Source organism: Rhodanobacter sp. FDAARGOS 1247 (genome assembly GCF_016889805.1).
Taxonomy (GTDB): Bacteria; Pseudomonadota; Gammaproteobacteria; order Xanthomonadales; family Rhodanobacteraceae; genus Rhodanobacter.
In genome coordinates this window covers 770293-786385 of record NZ_CP069535.1, presented here as the reverse complement: position 1 = coordinate 786385, position 16093 = coordinate 770293, and the positions used below count along the sequence as shown (strand labels likewise).

At 63.5% G+C, this 16093-nt stretch carries 11 protein-coding genes and 1 tRNA gene; 6 read left to right on the top strand and 6 right to left on the bottom strand.

The window, feature by feature from the left end:
- Positions 1 to 6: 6 nt before the first annotated feature.
- Both I6J77_RS03415 and I6J77_RS03410 read right to left on the bottom strand, forming a co-directional pair.
- Positions 7 to 459 carry a RimK/LysX family protein gene (locus tag I6J77_RS03415; RefSeq protein WP_204110573.1) on the bottom strand — a complete coding sequence of 151 codons (453 nt, stop codon included), beginning with the start codon at positions 457 to 459 and terminating at the stop codon, positions 7 to 9.
- A gap of 39 nt (positions 460 to 498) precedes the next feature.
- A tRNA-Gly gene (locus I6J77_RS03410) sits at positions 499 to 572 on the bottom strand.
- A 249-nt stretch (positions 573 to 821) separates the two neighbouring features.
- Here I6J77_RS03410 and I6J77_RS03405 point away from each other — a divergent pair.
- Together I6J77_RS03405 and trmB are read left to right on the top strand one after the other, a co-directional pair.
- Positions 822 to 3002: a DUF6600 domain-containing protein gene (locus I6J77_RS03405; protein WP_204110572.1), complete on the top strand. Its 2181-nt coding sequence runs from the start codon at positions 822 to 824 to the stop codon at positions 3000 to 3002.
- Between the two features lie 225 nt (positions 3003 to 3227).
- Positions 3228 to 3932 carry a tRNA (guanosine(46)-N7)-methyltransferase TrmB gene (gene trmB / locus I6J77_RS03400; RefSeq protein WP_204110571.1) on the top strand — a complete coding sequence of 235 codons (705 nt, stop codon included), beginning with the start codon at positions 3228 to 3230 and terminating at the stop codon, positions 3930 to 3932.
- Positions 3933 to 4043: 111 nt separating this feature from the next.
- Here the strand turns inward: trmB and I6J77_RS03395 are convergent, their stop codons facing one another.
- Positions 4044 to 4391, bottom strand: coding sequence for a DUF559 domain-containing protein (locus I6J77_RS03395; RefSeq protein ID WP_204110570.1), 348 nt, complete (start codon positions 4389 to 4391; stop codon positions 4044 to 4046).
- A 296-nt stretch (positions 4392 to 4687) separates the two neighbouring features.
- Between I6J77_RS03395 and I6J77_RS03390 the strand changes: the two genes are divergently transcribed.
- Complete coding sequence (locus I6J77_RS03390; RefSeq protein WP_204110569.1) at positions 4688 to 6529, top strand: SLC13 family permease; 1842 nt, start codon at positions 4688 to 4690, stop codon at positions 6527 to 6529.
- A gap of 109 nt (positions 6530 to 6638) precedes the next feature.
- Here the strand turns inward: I6J77_RS03390 and cysN are convergent, their stop codons facing one another.
- On the bottom strand, positions 6639 to 8519 hold the full coding sequence (cysN, locus tag I6J77_RS03385; protein WP_204110568.1) for a sulfate adenylyltransferase subunit CysN: 1881 nt from the start codon (positions 8517 to 8519) through the stop codon (positions 6639 to 6641).
- Between the two features lie 301 nt (positions 8520 to 8820).
- The gene (gene cysD, locus I6J77_RS03380) at positions 8821 to 9741 is read right to left on the bottom strand and encodes a sulfate adenylyltransferase subunit CysD (protein ID WP_204110567.1); all 921 of its coding nucleotides are present in this window, start codon (positions 9739 to 9741) and stop codon (positions 8821 to 8823) included.
- 365 nt (positions 9742 to 10106) lie between these two features.
- On the opposite strand from cysD, the gene I6J77_RS03375 reads away from it, so the two are divergent.
- From I6J77_RS03375 to I6J77_RS03365, 3 genes are all read left to right on the top strand, one after another.
- On the top strand, positions 10107 to 11462 hold the full coding sequence (locus tag I6J77_RS03375; RefSeq protein WP_204110566.1) for a phosphomannomutase: 1356 nt from the start codon (positions 10107 to 10109) through the stop codon (positions 11460 to 11462).
- 1260 nt (positions 11463 to 12722) lie between these two features.
- Positions 12723 to 13532, top strand: coding sequence for a WecB/TagA/CpsF family glycosyltransferase (locus tag I6J77_RS03370; protein WP_239309178.1), 810 nt, complete (start codon positions 12723 to 12725; stop codon positions 13530 to 13532).
- 20 nt (positions 13533 to 13552) lie between these two features.
- Complete coding sequence (locus I6J77_RS03365) at positions 13553 to 14662, top strand: alginate lyase family protein (protein WP_204110565.1); 1110 nt, start codon at positions 13553 to 13555, stop codon at positions 14660 to 14662.
- A gap of 332 nt (positions 14663 to 14994) precedes the next feature.
- Here I6J77_RS03365 and I6J77_RS03360 read toward each other — a convergent pair.
- A protein-coding gene (locus tag I6J77_RS03360; protein ID WP_204111386.1) for an IS3 family transposase occupies positions 14995 to 16091 on the bottom strand; the annotation gives its coding sequence in 2 pieces (ribosomal slippage) (positions 14995 to 15815 and positions 15815 to 16091; 1098 coding nt in all).
- Positions 16092 to 16093: the final 2 nt, after the last annotated feature.

The following is a 16093-nucleotide window of genomic DNA, read 5'->3' as shown; positions in this document are numbered from 1 at the left end:
AGGCCGTCATCGGGATGGCGCGGTCGTGGTCGACGGCCGCGGCTGGGTATAGGAAAGCGCCGGGTCCACCGCAACGCGCCCGCTCAGCGCACTGCGACCCAGCAACATCGGAAACAGCATATGCCGGCGATCGGTGAGATTGACGTCGATCTCGAATCGCTGCCCGGCCAGTTCTACCGCAGTGCGAATGAACCACCGCTCAGTGCGGCGGCCGCCGGTATCGGTGACCGTGCGCCGATCCAGCGCAGGCGCTTCGCAACGGATCGCCAGCGGCGAGCGCCGGCCCACGTGCAGGCTGAAGCGCAGCCAGGTATCGCCATCGCGCTGGAAGGTTTCGAGGGTGTCCACGTGCAGCGAACTGCTGCGCGCCCCGGTATCGAGCTTGGCCTTGAGCAGGGGAATGCCCAATTGCGGCAACGCCAGCCGCTCCCGCCAGCCCAAGGTAATCAGATCCGCCATGTGGGTTGTGGGAAGCTCGGGGATCGATGCAGCGGGGAGTGGAGCGGGTGAAGGGAATCGAACCCTCGTCAGTAGCTTGGGAAGCTACAGCTCTACCATTGAGCTACACCCGCACTTGGCCGGCGGATGGTAACCCGGGATTCGCGTGGTTGGAAGGCGGCGTCAGGAGCGACCCCACCCCGGCCCTCCCCTGCGAGCAGGTGAGGGAGCAATGGCCAGGAGCGGCGCACCCAACGGGTGCTGAACAATCGCCTGCGCATACTCGGCGTGGGGTCATCGTTTGGTCGACACTGCGCGTTCACGATCCCATGACGAAACCCCGCCCTGCTCCCGCCTCATCTGCACTTGCCAAGGAGAGCCGCATGTCCAGGTTTGCCGAGTCCCCTGTTTCATGGCGCCGCTACCGGCGCGTGCTGGCGGTGTTGCTGCTGTGCCTGGTCGCCGGATTGGCGCAGGCGCAATCCGATGCCCCATCCGACGCCGATGACAGCGCCGATCCGCCGACCCGGGTGGCGCGCCTGTCGTATGTCGGCGGCGACCTGGGCTTCCTGCCTTCCGGCGCGAAGGACTGGAGCGACGCCAACGTCAACCGCCCGCTGACCACCGGCGACAAGCTCTCCAGTGCGGCGGGCACGCGCGCCGAGCTGGAGTTCGACGGCGGCACCCTGCGCATCGACGGCCAGTCCGACCTCGGCCTGCTCGACCTCAACGACCAGCTGGCGCAGATCGAGCTGACCCAGGGCAGCCTGAGCCTCACCGTGCGCCGGCTCGGCGACGGCGAAAGCTACGAGATCGACACTCCCGCGGTGGCCTTGGTGGTGGACCAACCCGGCACGTTCCGCGTCGACGTCGATCCGGGCGACGGCAGCACGCGCATCGCGGCGCTGGATGGCGCCGCCACCGTGTTCGGCGAAAACAACGCCCAGCGCTCGATCAATCCCGGCCGCAGCTACCGCTTCACCGACGCCAGCCTGGCCATGGTGACGATCAGCGACATCGCCGGCGGCGACGCCTTCGATCGCTGGGCCAGCGAGCGCGATCGTCGCTACGCACAATCCGACAGCAGCCAGTACGTCTCCGACGACGTGGTCGGCTACCAGGACCTGGACCAGTACGGCGCCTGGCAGGACAGCAGCGAATACGGCGCCGTGTGGTATCCGCGCAACGTCGGTTCGGACTGGGCGCCGTACCGCAATGGCCACTGGGCGTACATCGCGCCCTGGGGCTGGACCTGGATCGACGACGCGCCCTGGGGTTACGCGCCATACCACTACGGTCGCTGGGCCTACACCCAGCGCGGCTGGGGCTGGATTCCCGGCCCGCGCGGCGTGCGTGCGATCTACGCGCCGGCACTGGTCGCCTTCGTCGGTGGCGGTGGCTGGTCGGTGGGCATCGGCGGCGCGCCGGTGGGCTGGTTCCCGCTGGGCCCGGGCGAAATCTACAACCCGTGGTATCGCTGCGGCCGCCGCTATTACACCCGCGTCAACGTGCACAACATCCGCGTGCGCGGCGGACACGATCCGCGGCGTGACGTCGACGACCACTACAACCGCTACCGTCGCGGCGACTTCGCTCGGGGTGACCATCATCGCGGCGCGCCCCGCGGTTTCACCGCGGTGTCCGGCGACAGCTTCGCCGGCGGCCATCGCGTGAAGGGCAATCGCCTGCATGTCGATCCGCGCAAGCTCACCGACACGTCGTTGCGCACGCGCGACATCGCCGGCGTGCGCCCCACCGACCGCGCCGACCACGGGCCGCGCACCACCCACGTGCGCAACCTCCCCGCCGCCGGCTTCACCCGCGAGGTGGTCGCCCGTCGCGCGCCGCCGAACATCCACGACGCCCCCGTGCCGAACCACGGCAAGCTAACGGGCGACACCTCCAGCGGAAGGGTGCGCGTGCTGGGCAGCCAGGGCCCGGGACGACGCCCACCGATGGCCGATCGCGGCGGCGGCAACGTGCGTCGCGCCGCGCCCGCAACGGCGCAATTGCCGGTCGTTCCCCGCATCACGCCGGCCGCGCGCGATGAGCATGCAAACAACGCGCGCAACGACAGTGAACTGCGCTCGGCCCGCTTCGCGCATCCGCGCGGCAACTACGGCGCCGAGCGCCGCGAAAGCATGCAGCGCCCGGGGGTGAGCTACATCGCTCCGAGCCCGCCCGCGCCCTCGGTCAACGATCGCGCGCCACGCCCGATGCCACCGACCCGCCGCGACGACGCGCGCGTGGTGCCGCATGATCGCGCGCAATTCCAGCGGGTGACACCGCAGACGCCCGTCACCACGCCCGCACGCAGCGAGCCCGAGCCACGCCGCTTCGAACGCCCGCAGCCACGCTTCCAGCGCCCCGAACCCGTGCAGCGCGAGCCCATGCGCGAAGCGCCGCGACCGCAACCCCGTCCCAGCGCGCCACCGCCGCCCCGCTACCAGCCGCCGCAACGCCCGGCACCGCGAGTCGAAGCACCCAGGCCGCAGCAGAACACGTCGCGGCCATCACCGAGAAAGGGCGCCGAGCGACTGGATCGGGGAGATCGGCGGCACTAGGAGCAAGAGCGAACCCCACCCCGACCCTCCCCTGCTCGCAGGGGAGGGAGTGGAACGCACAGCCTCAGGCTCGGCTCCCCCTGCTTCGTAGGAGAGAACAGAGCGCGCAGCCTCACGCCTGGCTCCCTCCCCTGCTCGCAGGGGAGGGCTGGGGTGGGGTCCGCTTTTGACTTTGCACCGAGGCGGCGCATCAGCCGACGCCGGCACAAGCCCTACAATAGGCGGATGTCCGAGCCCACCGACTCCCCCACACCCGATTACATGCGCCGCATCCGCAGCTTCGTGCTGCGCGAGGGCCGCATGACGCCCGCGCAGCAGCGCGCCTTCGACACCTTGTGGTCGCGCTTCGGCATCGACTACCGCGGCACGCCGCACGACTTCGCCGCCAGCTTCGGCCGCAGCGCGTCGCTGGTGCTGGAGATCGGCTTCGGCAACGGCGAGGCGCTGGCCTGGGCCAGCGAGCACGACCAGGCCCGCGACTTCCTCGGCGTCGAAGTGCACGGCCCCGGCGTGGGCCGGCTGATGAACGCACTGGCCGCCCGCGACGCCAGCAATGTGCGCATCTACAAACACGACGCGGTGGAAGTGCTGGAACACGAGATCGCGCCGGGCACGCTGGCCGAGGCGCGCATCTGGTTTCCCGACCCGTGGCACAAGAAGCGCCACAACAAGCGCCGCCTGATCCAGCCCGAATTCGTCGCCCTGCTCGCCTCGCGCATGGCACCGGACGGCCTGCTGCACCTGGCCACCGACTGGCAGCCCTACGCCGAACACATGCTCGAAGTGATGGAAGCCGCGCCCGCCTGGCGCAACCAGCTCGGCACCGGGCAGTACGCCGAGAAGCCCGAGTGGCGCATCGAAACCCACTTCGAACGGCGCGGGCTGAAGCTGGGGCATGGGGTTTGGGATCTGCTTTACCGGAAAGTCTGAGCAAGAGCGAACCCCACCCCAACCCTCCCCTACTTCGCAGGGGAGGGAGAAAAGCTGCGAGCTCGCCGGACTGCTCCCTCCCCTACAACGTAGGGGAGGGCTGGGGTGGGGTCACGCTCTTGACCTCTCCTCAAGCACCCGAAAAATCTCCCCCACCACATCCTCCGTGCGCAGCAGCACCTCGTCGTTCCAGAAGCGCAACACGCAATAGCCCTCACGCTCGAGGATTTCCGTGCGCCGCCGGTCGTACTCGACTGCGTCCAGGTGCTGCCCGCCATCCAGCTCGACCACCAGCCGCGCCGGCACGCAGATGAAGTCCACGATGTACCCGGCCAACGGATACTGCCGCCGGAACTTGTGGCCGGCCAGCTGGCGATGCCGCAGGTGTTGCCACAGACGCCGCTCGGCATCGGTCCCTTCGTTGCGCAGGCGGCGGGCACGGATCCACTTGATGTGCATGGCGAGTCCTTTCGCTGGGTGGGGGAAAAGCGTAACCCCCTCCCAACCTCCCCCTGCAAGCAGGGGGAGGAGCAAAGCGCTGTGCTCCCTCCCCTGCTCGCAGGGGAGGGCTGGGGTGGGGTCAAGCTCTTGGGGTCAAGCTCTTGGGTCAAGCTCTTGGCCTCAGGTTCACCAGCAATCGCACCACCCCGCTTATACTCACGGACATCCGCCCAGGGACGAATCGACAGCAGCGTGAAGTTTCCACTGCCCCGCCGTATCCACCGCAAGCCGCTGCGCCGCAGGGACGTCAGCTGATGGCGCTCTCGCTCACCCCCGAAATGATCCTGGTGCTCGGGCTGGTGGGTTTCACCATGCTGATGCTGGTGCTGGAGTGGATTCGCGCCGACATGGTGGCGCTGCTGGTGGTGGTGGTGATCGGCCTGACCGGGCTGATTCCATCCGATCGCGTGTTCAACGGCTTCGCCGGCAACGCGGTGATCGCGATCATCGCGATCATGATCATGGGCGAGGGACTGGACCGCGCCGGCGTGCTGCAGCTCACCGCCAATTTCGTGATGCGCATGGCGCGCGGGGCGGAGTCGCGGCTGGGCATGGTGATCAACATGGTCGCCAGCCTGTTCAGCGCGGTGATTCCCAGCCAGGCGCTGGCCGCCCTGATGATCCCGGTCAGCAGCCGGCTCGCCGCGCGCACCGGCGTGCCGATTTCGCGGCTGCTGCTGCCGATGGCGTTCTGCATCCTCACCGCCACCAACACCACGCTGATCGCGAACTCGCCGCTGATCGTGCTGAACGACCTGATCGCCAGCGCCAACGTGAACCTGCCGCCGGGCGCGCACACGATCCCGAAGTTCGGCCTGTTCAGCGTGACCCCGGTGGGCCTGGCGCTGGCCGTGGTCGGCATCGCCTATTTCTATTTCTTCGGCCGCAAGCTGCTGCCGGGGCACGAGGACGAACGGCTGAAGGTGACGCCCGGGCGCACCGAAAGCTACTTCGCCGAAACCTACGGCATCGTCGGCGAGACCGCCGAGCTCACCGTCACCGCCGAGAGCCCGCTGGTCGGCATGAGCATCGGCGAGGCGGAACAGCTGTACGAGGCGCCGCTGATCCTGGCGATCAAGAGCGGCAACGACGCGCGCATGGCGCCGCCGGCCGACCACGTGATCTGGGTCGGCTCGGTGCTGGGCGTGCTCGGCCCGCGCGAGCAACTCAACCAGTTCGCCAACAACCAGCTGTGTCGCCTGTCCACCCGCATGCGCCAGCTGGGCGAGCTGTTCAACCCGAGCCGCGCCGGCATTTCCGAAGTGGTGATTCCGCCGGTGTCGCGCTTCATCAAGCACACCGTGGGCGAGCTGCGCCTGCGCAAGCGCTTCGGCATTTCCGTGCTGGCGGTGACCCGCGGCGACAAGGTGCTGCGCGAGGACGTGCGTGGCGTCAGCCTGCGCGCCGGCGACACCGTGGTGCTGCACAGCAACTGGCGCGACCTGTCGCTGGCCGCCGAAGACCGCGACCTGGTCGTGGTCACCGACATCCCCAAGGAACAGCAGCGCCCCGGCAAGATCTGGCAGGCGGTGGGCTTCTTCCTGCTGGCCAAGTGCCTGGCCCTGTTCACCAACCTCGACCTGTCGGTGGCGATGATGACCGGCGCGATCGGCATGCTGCTCACCGGCGTGCTGAACATGGACGAGGGCTACAAGGCGATCAACTGGAAGACCATCTTCGTCACCGCCTGCCTGATCCCGCTGGGCTGGTCGATGGACGCCACCGGCACCGCCGCGTGGATCGCCCAGGTGGTGCTGGATCACCTGGGCAGCGCATCGCCGTGGGTGCTGCAGCTGTGCCTGGCCGTGCTCACCCTGCTGTTCTCGCAGGTGATGTCCAACGTGGGCGCCACCGTGATGATGGTGCCCATCGCCATCAGCGTCGCCGTCGCCACCGGCGGCAACCCGTCGGCCTATGCGCTGATCGTCGCCGTATCCTCCTCCAACACCTTCCTGCTCAGCTCCGGCCACCCGGCCCTGATGATGGTCACCGGCCCCGGCGGCTACAAAGGCAAAGACTTCCTGCGCGTGGGCGTGCCGCTGACCCTGGTGGTGCTGGTGGTCACGCTGGTGGCGATCAACCTGCTGTTCCGTTGATCGGCGCGGTGCCGGTGCGCCCTGCCTGCAGCTCTGCAGGGAGCGCGGTGTTCGCCATTTTTGCGAAAGTATCTGCCTCGGGGGACGGGCGATACCCTCCCCCGAATGGTCAGATCAGCAGGCTGTCGACGACACGTTGAGCCAGGGCTTCCGCGCTGGCGGTGGTGGTCTGCAGGTGCAGTTCCGGAGCTTCCGGCGGCTCATACGGGGAGTCGATGCCGGTGAAGTTCTTGATGTCTCCGGCCCGGGCCTTGGCATACAGGCCCTTGGCGTCGCGCTGTTCGCAGATTGCCAGCGGCGTGTCGACGAAGACCTCGCGGAATTCGCCAACGTCGAACAATGCGCGTGCCATGCGCCGCTCGCTGCGGAACGGGCTGATGAAGGACACCAGCACGATCAAGCCCGCGTCGGTCATCAGGCGGGCGACCTCGGCCACGCGACGGATGTTCTCGACGCGGTCCTCGTCGGTGAAACCGAGATCGCGATTGAGGCCATGGCGCACGTTGTCGCCGTCCAGCATGTAGGTGTGGTAACCCATCGCATGCAGGCGTTTTTCGACAAGGTTGGCGATGGTCGATTTGCCGGAACCGGAAAGGCCGGTAAACCACAGGCAGGCAGGCGTCTGGCCCTTGATCGACGCACGCGCGGCCCGGTCAACATCCAGGTGTTGCCAATGGATGTTGCTGGCTCGACGCAGCGCGAACGCCAGCGTGCCCGCCGCCACAGTGGCGTTGCTCTGGCGATCGATCAGGATGAAGCCGCCCAGCTCGTGGCAGCGCTCATACGGCTCGAAGGCGATCGGCTGGTCGAGGCTGATATTGCAGTAGGCCACTTCGTTGAGCAGCAGCCGTTTGGCCGCCTGCCGTTCCTGCGTGTTGACGTCGACCTTGTGCTTGATCTCGGTGATCTGCGCGGTGACCGTGCGCGTGCCGATCTTCAGCCCGTACGGCCGCCCCGGCAGCAGCGGGCTCTCGTCCATCCAGAGCAGGTTGGCGGCGAACTGGTCGGCGACCTGCGGCGGCTTCGTCGCGGCGGCGATGATGTCGCCACGACTGATGTCGCGCTCGTCGGCCAGCGTCAAGGTGACCGTATCGCCGGTACGCGCCCGCTGCAGATCGCCATCGGCGGTCACGATACGCGCAACATGCGAACGCACCCCAGCCGGCAGCACCACCACCTCGTCGCCACGCGACAACGTGCCCGCAGCCACCTGGCCAGCGTAACCACGGAAGCCCTGATCCGGGCGGCACACCCACTGCACCGGCATGCGGAAGCCGAGGTCGCTGGCCGCGTGGGCGATCTGCACGGTTTCAAGCTGCTCCAGCAGACACGGCCCGGTGTACCAGTCGATCAGCGTCGACCGGCTGCTGATGTTCTCGCCGCGCAATGCCGACAGCGGTATCGCGGTAACCTGGTCGATGCCCATCTGCCCGGCCAGCTCGCGGTAGGCTGCCTCGATCGGCCGGAACACGTCCTCGGCATAGTCGACCAGGTCCATCTTGTTCACCGCCAGCAGCACATGACGAATGCCCAGCAGGCCGCAGATGTAAGTGTGCCGACGGGTCTGCGTCAGCAGTCCCTTGCGCGCATCGACCAGCACCACCGCCAATTCCGCCGTGGAAGCGCCGGTTGCCATGTTGCGCGTGTACTGCTCGTGCCCGGGGCAGTCGGCGACGATGAACTTGCGCCGATCGGTACTGAAGAAACGGTAGGCGACATCGATGGTGATGCCCTGCTCGCGCTCGGCCGACAGTCCGTCGACCAGCAGGGCGAAATCCAGCTCGCCATTCTGCGTGCCATGGCGCAGGCTGTCGCCCTCCAGCGTGGCCAGCTGGTCGTCGAACAGCAGTTTGGTGTCATACAGCAGACGCCCCAGCAGCGTGCTCTTGCCATCGTCCACGCTGCCGCAGGTGATCAGGCGCAGCAGGCTCTTGCTCTCGTGCTGCTGCAGGTAGGCGTCGATGCTGGCGCCGGCGTCCGCGCGGTTCATGCGATGGGTTCCGGGTGGGCGGGAGTGTTTGGGCGAAGAGCAACCCCTCCCCAACCCTCCCCTGCAAGCAGGGGAGGGAGACAAGCGGCCGCGCTGCGCCTTGCCCTTGCTCGCAGGGGAGGGAGACAGGCGGCCACGCTGCGCCCTGCCCTTGCTCGCTGGAGAGGGAGACAAGCGGCGGCTTCTCGCTTTGCTCCTCCCCCTGCTCGCAGGGGGAGGTTGGGAGGGGGTAAAGCTTTTGATTTCACGTAACCCGAAACAGCCCGAACACCACGACCGAAAACCAAGTCCACCGCGCCCATCAGAAATAACCCTCTTGCTTCTTCTTCTCCATCGACGCGGACGGGTCGTGGTCGATCACCCGGCCCTGGCGTTCGGAGGTACGCGCCACCAGCATCTCCTGGATCACCGCCGGCAGCGTGTCCGCATCGGATTCGATCGCGCCGGTCAACGGGTAGCAACCCAGTGTGCGGAAGCGCACCTTGCGCATCTCCGGCACCTCGCCCGGCAACAAGGGCATGCGTTCGTCATCGACCATGATCAACGCGCCGTCGCGCTCCACCACCGGCCGTTTGGCGGCCAGGTACAGCGAAGGCACTTCGATCTTCTCGCGATAGATGTACAACCAGATATCCAGCTCGGTCCAGTTGGAGAGCGGAAAGGCACGCACACTCTCACCCTTGTGGATGCGTGCGTTGTACAGATTCCAAAGTTCCGGGCGCTGGCTCTTCGGGTCCCAGCGATGCTGCGCGTTGCGGAACGAGAACACCCGCTCCTTGGCACGCGACTTCTCCTCGTCGCGCCGTGCCCCGCCGATGGCGGCATCGAACTTGTACTTGTCCAGCGCCTGCTTCAGCGCCTGCGTCTTCATGATGTCGGTATGCACGGTGGCGCCGTGCGAGAACGGCCCGACACCCTGGTCCACGCCCTCCTGGTTGACATGCACCAGCAGTCGGCAACCGGTCTCCACCGCCCGGCGGTCGCGGAAGGCGATCATCTCGCGGAATTTCCAGGTGGTATCCACATGCAACAGCGGGATTGGCGGAGGGGCTGGGTAAAACGCCTTCTGCAGCAGATGCAACAGCACGGAAGAATCCTTGCCGATGGAATACAACAGCACCGGGTTGCCGAATTCCGCCGCCACCTCGCGCAGGATGTGAATGCTTTCCGCCTCCAGACGCTTCAGATGCGAAGCTGGGGCAAGAGTATCGATGTCCGTCATGTCGTTTCCGGTGATCACCCCGACCATACTAATGGCAACACCGCTGTCGAGTTATGACGGTTTGACCAGGGTATATGCCAGCTCTTGCCACGCAAGGCATGGAAACATGCTTGCGGGGACGCTCGCCCATGTCGACGCACACCACCCTTGAATGGCTGTTGTGCTCCGGGCATTCCTCTTCGACTTGGGTGACGACGCTGGCATCCACGCCTCCGACCGCGCCTTGCGCCGTGTTCGAAGCCGGCTGCCCGCCGCTGCGGGCCGGCCATGACCGATGTCGACCCGACAGGTGTTCCTTCCTCGATATCGGGAAGAAGCACAACCATGGATACAATACGCGTTTGAGCATCATCAGCGAGCCACTTGTGACCTTACTCCCCTGCTTCAAGGCCTACGACATCCGCGGCCGCGTGCCTGACGAGCTGGACGAAGAACTGGCGCGCCGCATCGGCCTGGCCATGGCCGCACAGCTGGGACCGGGCCCGGTGGTGCTGGGGCGCGACGTGCGCCTGAGCAGCCCGGCGTTGCAGGCGGCGCTGGCCGACGGTTTCCACGCGGCCGGGCGCGAGGTGCTCGACATCGGCATGGGCGGCACCGAAGAGGTCTACTTCCAGACCATGCACCTGGGCGCCGCCGGCGGCGTGATGGTCACCGCCAGCCACAATCCGATGGACTACAACGGCATGAAGCTGGTGCGCGAAGGCTCGCGGCCGATCAGCGGCGACAGCGGCCTGTTCGCGATCCGCGATTTCGCCGCCAGCCACCGGGAAACCATTCCCGCCGGCGTCGCCACGCCGCAGGCGATGACCGACAAGTCCGCCTATATCCAGCACCTGCTCGGCTACATCCAGCGCGACCGGCTGAAGCCGCTGAAGATCGTGGTCAACGCCGGCAACGGCGGCGCCGGCCTGATCGTGGACCAGCTCGCGCCGCACCTGCCGTTTGAGTTCATCCGCATCCAGCACGAGCCGGACGGCCATTTCCCCAACGGCATCCCCAACCCGCTGCTGCCCGAATGCCGCGCCGCCACCGCCGACGCGGTGCGCGCCCATGGCGCCGACTTCGGCGTGGCCTGGGATGGCGACTTCGACCGCTGCTTCTTCTTCGACGCCGACGGCCGCTTCATCGAGGGCTACTACTTGGTCGGCCTGCTGGCCACCGCCCTGCTGGCGCGCCATCCCGGCGGGAAGATCATCCACGACCCGCGACTCACCTGGAACACCATCGAGATGGTGCAGCAGGCCGGCGGTGTCCCCGTGCTCAGCAAGACCGGCCACGCCTTCATCAAGGAGCGCATGCGCGCCGAGAACGCCATCTACGGCGGCGAGATGAGCGCCCACCACTACTTCCGCGACTTCGCCTACTGCGACTCCGGCATGATCCCCTGGCTGCTGATCGCCGAACTGGTCAGCAGCCGCGGGCTGTCACTGGCCGAACTGGTGGAAGACCGCATGCGCGCCTTCCCCTGCAGCGGCGAAATCAACTTCAAGGTCGCCGACGCACGCGCGGCCACCGAACGGGTGATGAGCCACTACGCCAGCCAGTCGCCCGCCCTCGACCACACCGACGGCATCAGCGCCGACTTCGGCCCATGGCGCTTCAACCTGCGCAGCTCCAACACCGAACCGCTGCTGCGACTCAACGTGGAGTCGCGTGGGGATTTAAGGCTGATGCTCAGGCACACCGAGGAGATCGCAACGCTCCTCGCCGAGAATGGCTAAAGCTCGCGGAGTTCCTCTGAATCATCACATCCGACGCTTTTCAGAAAGAGCCAGGTAGCCCCTAAACAGAGAAGTCCGCAACGCGGCGATGGAAAGCTGGAACCACGGCCTGAAGGCTGAGGCGACCCACGGTAAGCGTTGCGCCACACAAGGGCATGGGCCCCGCCCGCGTGCTCGAATACATCGCCGTTGACTACAATCGAACCCGGCTCCACTCGTCGCTGGGCTACCTCAGTAGCCCACTGCAGTTCGAACTGACCAATGCTGCTTGATCAAGTGTCCGACATTCGGGGGCAAGATCAAAGAGACCTCTACGTCATCAAAAGGACCTCTACGTCGATTCACTTTCACCGGAAGACCGGCAAATTGCCAACGAGAGTGCACCAATACAGGCGCCTAGAGACAGTCCAAAAATGAACATGAGCATCGCTGCATCCCCCTGTGGATGCCGTCCTGATAGACGGTCAGCATCAATTCTCACGATCAAGCTAGTGGTTTGCTCCTGAGTTCGTCACATTTTTATGCTGATGCGCCGCACAAAAAAGTGGGGCGGGTGACCGGTTGTACCACGAGGGCAGGCTTCGCGCTCTTAGCAGTTACCTCGGTAACTCATGCTAAGTCCGCGTTCGCCCAGCAGCCCGAGCTACTCGTGCCAGCTGTACTGGTTGCCGCGGTCGGCGCGACGCCCCGCGGCATCTTGCGCTGGAACAAGGTCATGCGCAGCGTGTCGCACAACAGCGAAGCGGGCATGCGTTCGCTCTTTGCCCAACCCACCACTTTGCGCGAATACAGGCCAAGGAAGACAGTCAGATACGGCTAGCCTTCCCCGGCGCCGTAGTTTGTGATGTCGCCGACCCAGACCTTACTGGGACGTGGCGCGGCGACCGGTTGCTGCAGCAAGTTTTTCCTCACCGGCAGCGCGCGATTAGAGTTCGTCGATCCTTTGTACTTACGTGCCGCTCTGGCGCGCAGACCTCGGTGGGGCAGCAATAAACCGCTTAACGGGATATCTGTGAAACGGGGCCAAGGCCACCGTCCTGTCGCTACAATCCCTATCTCGCCACGTGAGCAAGCGCCATACCAGCAACTATTTGGCGAAAGGAACATCATGTCCTCTTCTCGTCTCATCCGACCCAAACGCCAAATGCCAGCAGCCATTCAATCGAACCCCGACGAACCAAACCCGATGCCAGAATTACATCGAAAAGAAGAACTATCGACTGAATCGCCAGGACGAATCAAACATTTCGGAACCATCAAATGACTGAACAAAACATGCTAGAGAGCGGCGCACATAACCTTAACAATCACGAGGTTTTTATCCTTGGCGCGAAAGCACACGCAATCACGATGGAGAAAACGATAAAATATATAATTGAAAGCATATCCGAAGGAAAATTTATACAACATTCCGTAATCAATGTTGCGAAAGTAGTCGCCATGAAAAATGACGCGAGTCTCCGTGAATCTGTAAATTCATGCGATTTGATAAACATCGATGGCGCAGGGATCGTATTGGCAGGAAGGCTGCTGGGAATGGCCATCCCGGAAAGAGTCGCCGGGATCGATCTCTTCTACAATCTACTTCGAGAAGCATCAGTTGAGAACATACCAGTATTTTTGCTGGGCGCCAGGCAAAACGTCGTTGATGAAGTTAAACGTCGTGCAACAATGGAGTTTTCGGGAATAGAAATCGTCGGCCACCATCATGGGTACTTTGAAACGAATGAAGAAGGTGTTGTCGAGTTAATCGCATCATCTGGTGCCAAGATGCTGTTCGTCGCCATGACGTCGCCACTCAAAGAGAACTTTATTAATAAATGGAAGAGCAGACTGGGTGTTAGCTTCGCCATGGGCGTCGGGGGAAGCTTTGATGTCTACGCAGGACTGACCAGAAGAGCACCGCCGTGGATGCAAAAGGCGGGCTTGGAATGGCTATTCCGGACTATGCAAGAGCCTAGACGAATGTGGAGGCGCTACCTGTTTAGCAATTTAAAGTTTGCAAAGCTCCTGTTGTCAGCAATTCTTGATAGAGTCGCCGCGAAATTCATCCGCTCTCGACGCGCTTAACTCCGTAACATGCCGATAATTTGATCACGTTCGCCCGCACACTGGATTTCTCCCGAGCTCAGGGAATTAAAATGGTCTGTAAAAAAGATCGCTTGGCCCTAAAAATCATCACCACGATCGCCGTGGCGTTCTCCACCACAGTCATGGCGGTGGAGCACAAGCCAAATTCGACCAAAATCGAGCCCAATCCACGGTGCGAGGCGGTTCCGCATCCAGACATATCATTGGCAACGACGAGTATTTATAGATCAGACGATAAAACTCAGTCAAAAGTCGACGAGAGGTCGAGACTCATCTACGCCGATACGATGCGCAATGTCTGGAGCTTCGTAAAAATTATAGGCGCCGACGCCGAACTTTATTACACGGATCCGCGATCAAATGCCTTCAGGGGAGCCTGTGCTGGCGAAGCTTTAGCTACTTGGGCGCGCGCAGGCGCGCTCACCAAGCTGACCACACGTAGTGCGCAGTTCAATATCGGGCACTATTTGAGCTCCATCGCTTTTTCGTATAAGGCAATCCGCCCCGAGGTAACCGCAGCGGATCAGGCAGTAATTGACTCTTGGTTAAGAGCCATCGCCTTGACGCTGCAAAAAAATATAAATTCTCTTCGCAACAGCAATATGACGCGAAATAATATTCAGTACTGGAACGGTCTTGCCATGGCGTTAGTTGGTGAGCTAACTGACGATAGAAGTCTATTCCGCTCAGGAATGGAGGCGTACAGCACGGGGGTGTGTCAGGTATCGGAGAATGGAAGTTTGCCCCTCGAGATAAGCAGGGGCCAGAAGGCTCTTGCCTATCATCTCTACGCCGTCGCGCCATTAGTTCAATTGGCGGCCATTGGAATGCGGCATGGTATCGAGACCTTTCCAAGGTGTCACTACGGCATAGTTCGTCTAGTCAACTTTACTCTCAAATCGTCACTTGACCCCACGGAGATCGAGAAATTGACTGGTTTCAAGCAGAATCTTGCTCCCGTCGATCGATTCTCTGGCGAAAGATTTGCTTGGTTACTGATTTATATCAAATATGAAAAAATTCCATTTTCTATGGATTATTTACCCGCTGACAAAAGCACATTAAAAGACATTTTCCTCGGCCCCATGCCACGTGCGCCGTCGAGATGATTATGAATGCCTCTTCAACGACTAATTAGATATGACGGCACCGACCAACACCTGATCGCCATCAGCTACCTAATGTGCTCCATCGCCAAATATCCTAGCGACACATGCGCCTTAGCGGAGCACGACGCGACCATCATCCACACGAATAGGGAGAACCGAATAGTTTCGATAATGAGCTATTCCGCAGAACGGTACACGCTAGACAGCTCGGACCAATGAAAGCGTGACGGCGACGTCCCCCCGCTTTGAGTAGCGGGACGGTTTAGTGTCCGGGTTCACTGTAACTGCGACGTCCCCCCGCTTTGAGTAGCGGGACGGTTTAGAGTCCGGGTTCACTGTAGCTGCTTCGCATAGGCGGCAGGTGTCAGCCCGCCCAGCGCCTTCTTCGGTCGCTCCTCGTTGTATTCCCGCCGCCAGCGTTCGATCTCGGCGCGTGCGTGCAGCAGGCTGGGAAACCAGTGCTCGTTGAGGCATTCGTCGCGCAACCGGCCGTTGAACGATTCGATGTACGCATTCTGGTTTGGCTTGCCCGGTTCGATCAGGCGCAGCTGCACACCACGCTCGTGGGCCCAGGTCACCATCGCCTTGCCGCAGAACTCCTTGCCGTTGTCGCTGCGGATCACCTTGGGCAAGCCACGACTGAGCGCCAGGCGATCCATCACCCGCGTCACGCCCAGGCCGGAGATCGCCCGCTCGACCTCGATGACAACCGCCTCGTGGGTGGCGTCATCGACCATCGTCAGGCACTTGATGACGCGTCCCTCAGCGGTGCGATCAAACACAAAGTCCATAGACCAGACCTCATTGGCTGCCTTCGGCCGAGCCAACGGTTGCCGCTCGGCAACGGGCACCTTCTTCCGCTTGCGCCGCCGCACCTGCAGCTTCGCTTCCTGATACAGCCGTTCCACGCGCTTGTAGTTCTTCACCAGCAGCCCCGCTTGCCGCAGCTTCAGATGGATCATCCCCACGCCATAGCGCTTGTACCGCTGCGCCAGGGCCACGATCCGTTGCCGGAGGTCCCCGTTGCGATCCGGGCGTGTCGGATAGCGATACGCGCTGGCGCTCATGACGACGACCGCCAGCGCACGTCGCTCGCTCAATCCCTTCTCGACCATCTGCCGCACCAGCTCGCGCCGAGCCGGTGCGCTCACCACTTTTTTCGCAGGGCGTCCTTGATGACCTCGTTCTCAAGCACCTGCTCGGCCAGCAGCTTCTTCAGCCGACCGTTCTCCGTCTCCAGCTCTTTCAGCCGTTTGGCGTCGGGCACACTCATCCCGCCGAACTTGCTGCGCCACAGGTAGTACGAGGCCTCGCTGAAGCCGTGCTGACGGCACAGCGCCTTCACCGGCAAGCCAGCCTCCGCCTCACGAAGGAAGCCGATGATCTGTTCTTCGGAAAAGCGTTTCTTCACGTCCAATCTCCTTCTGATGG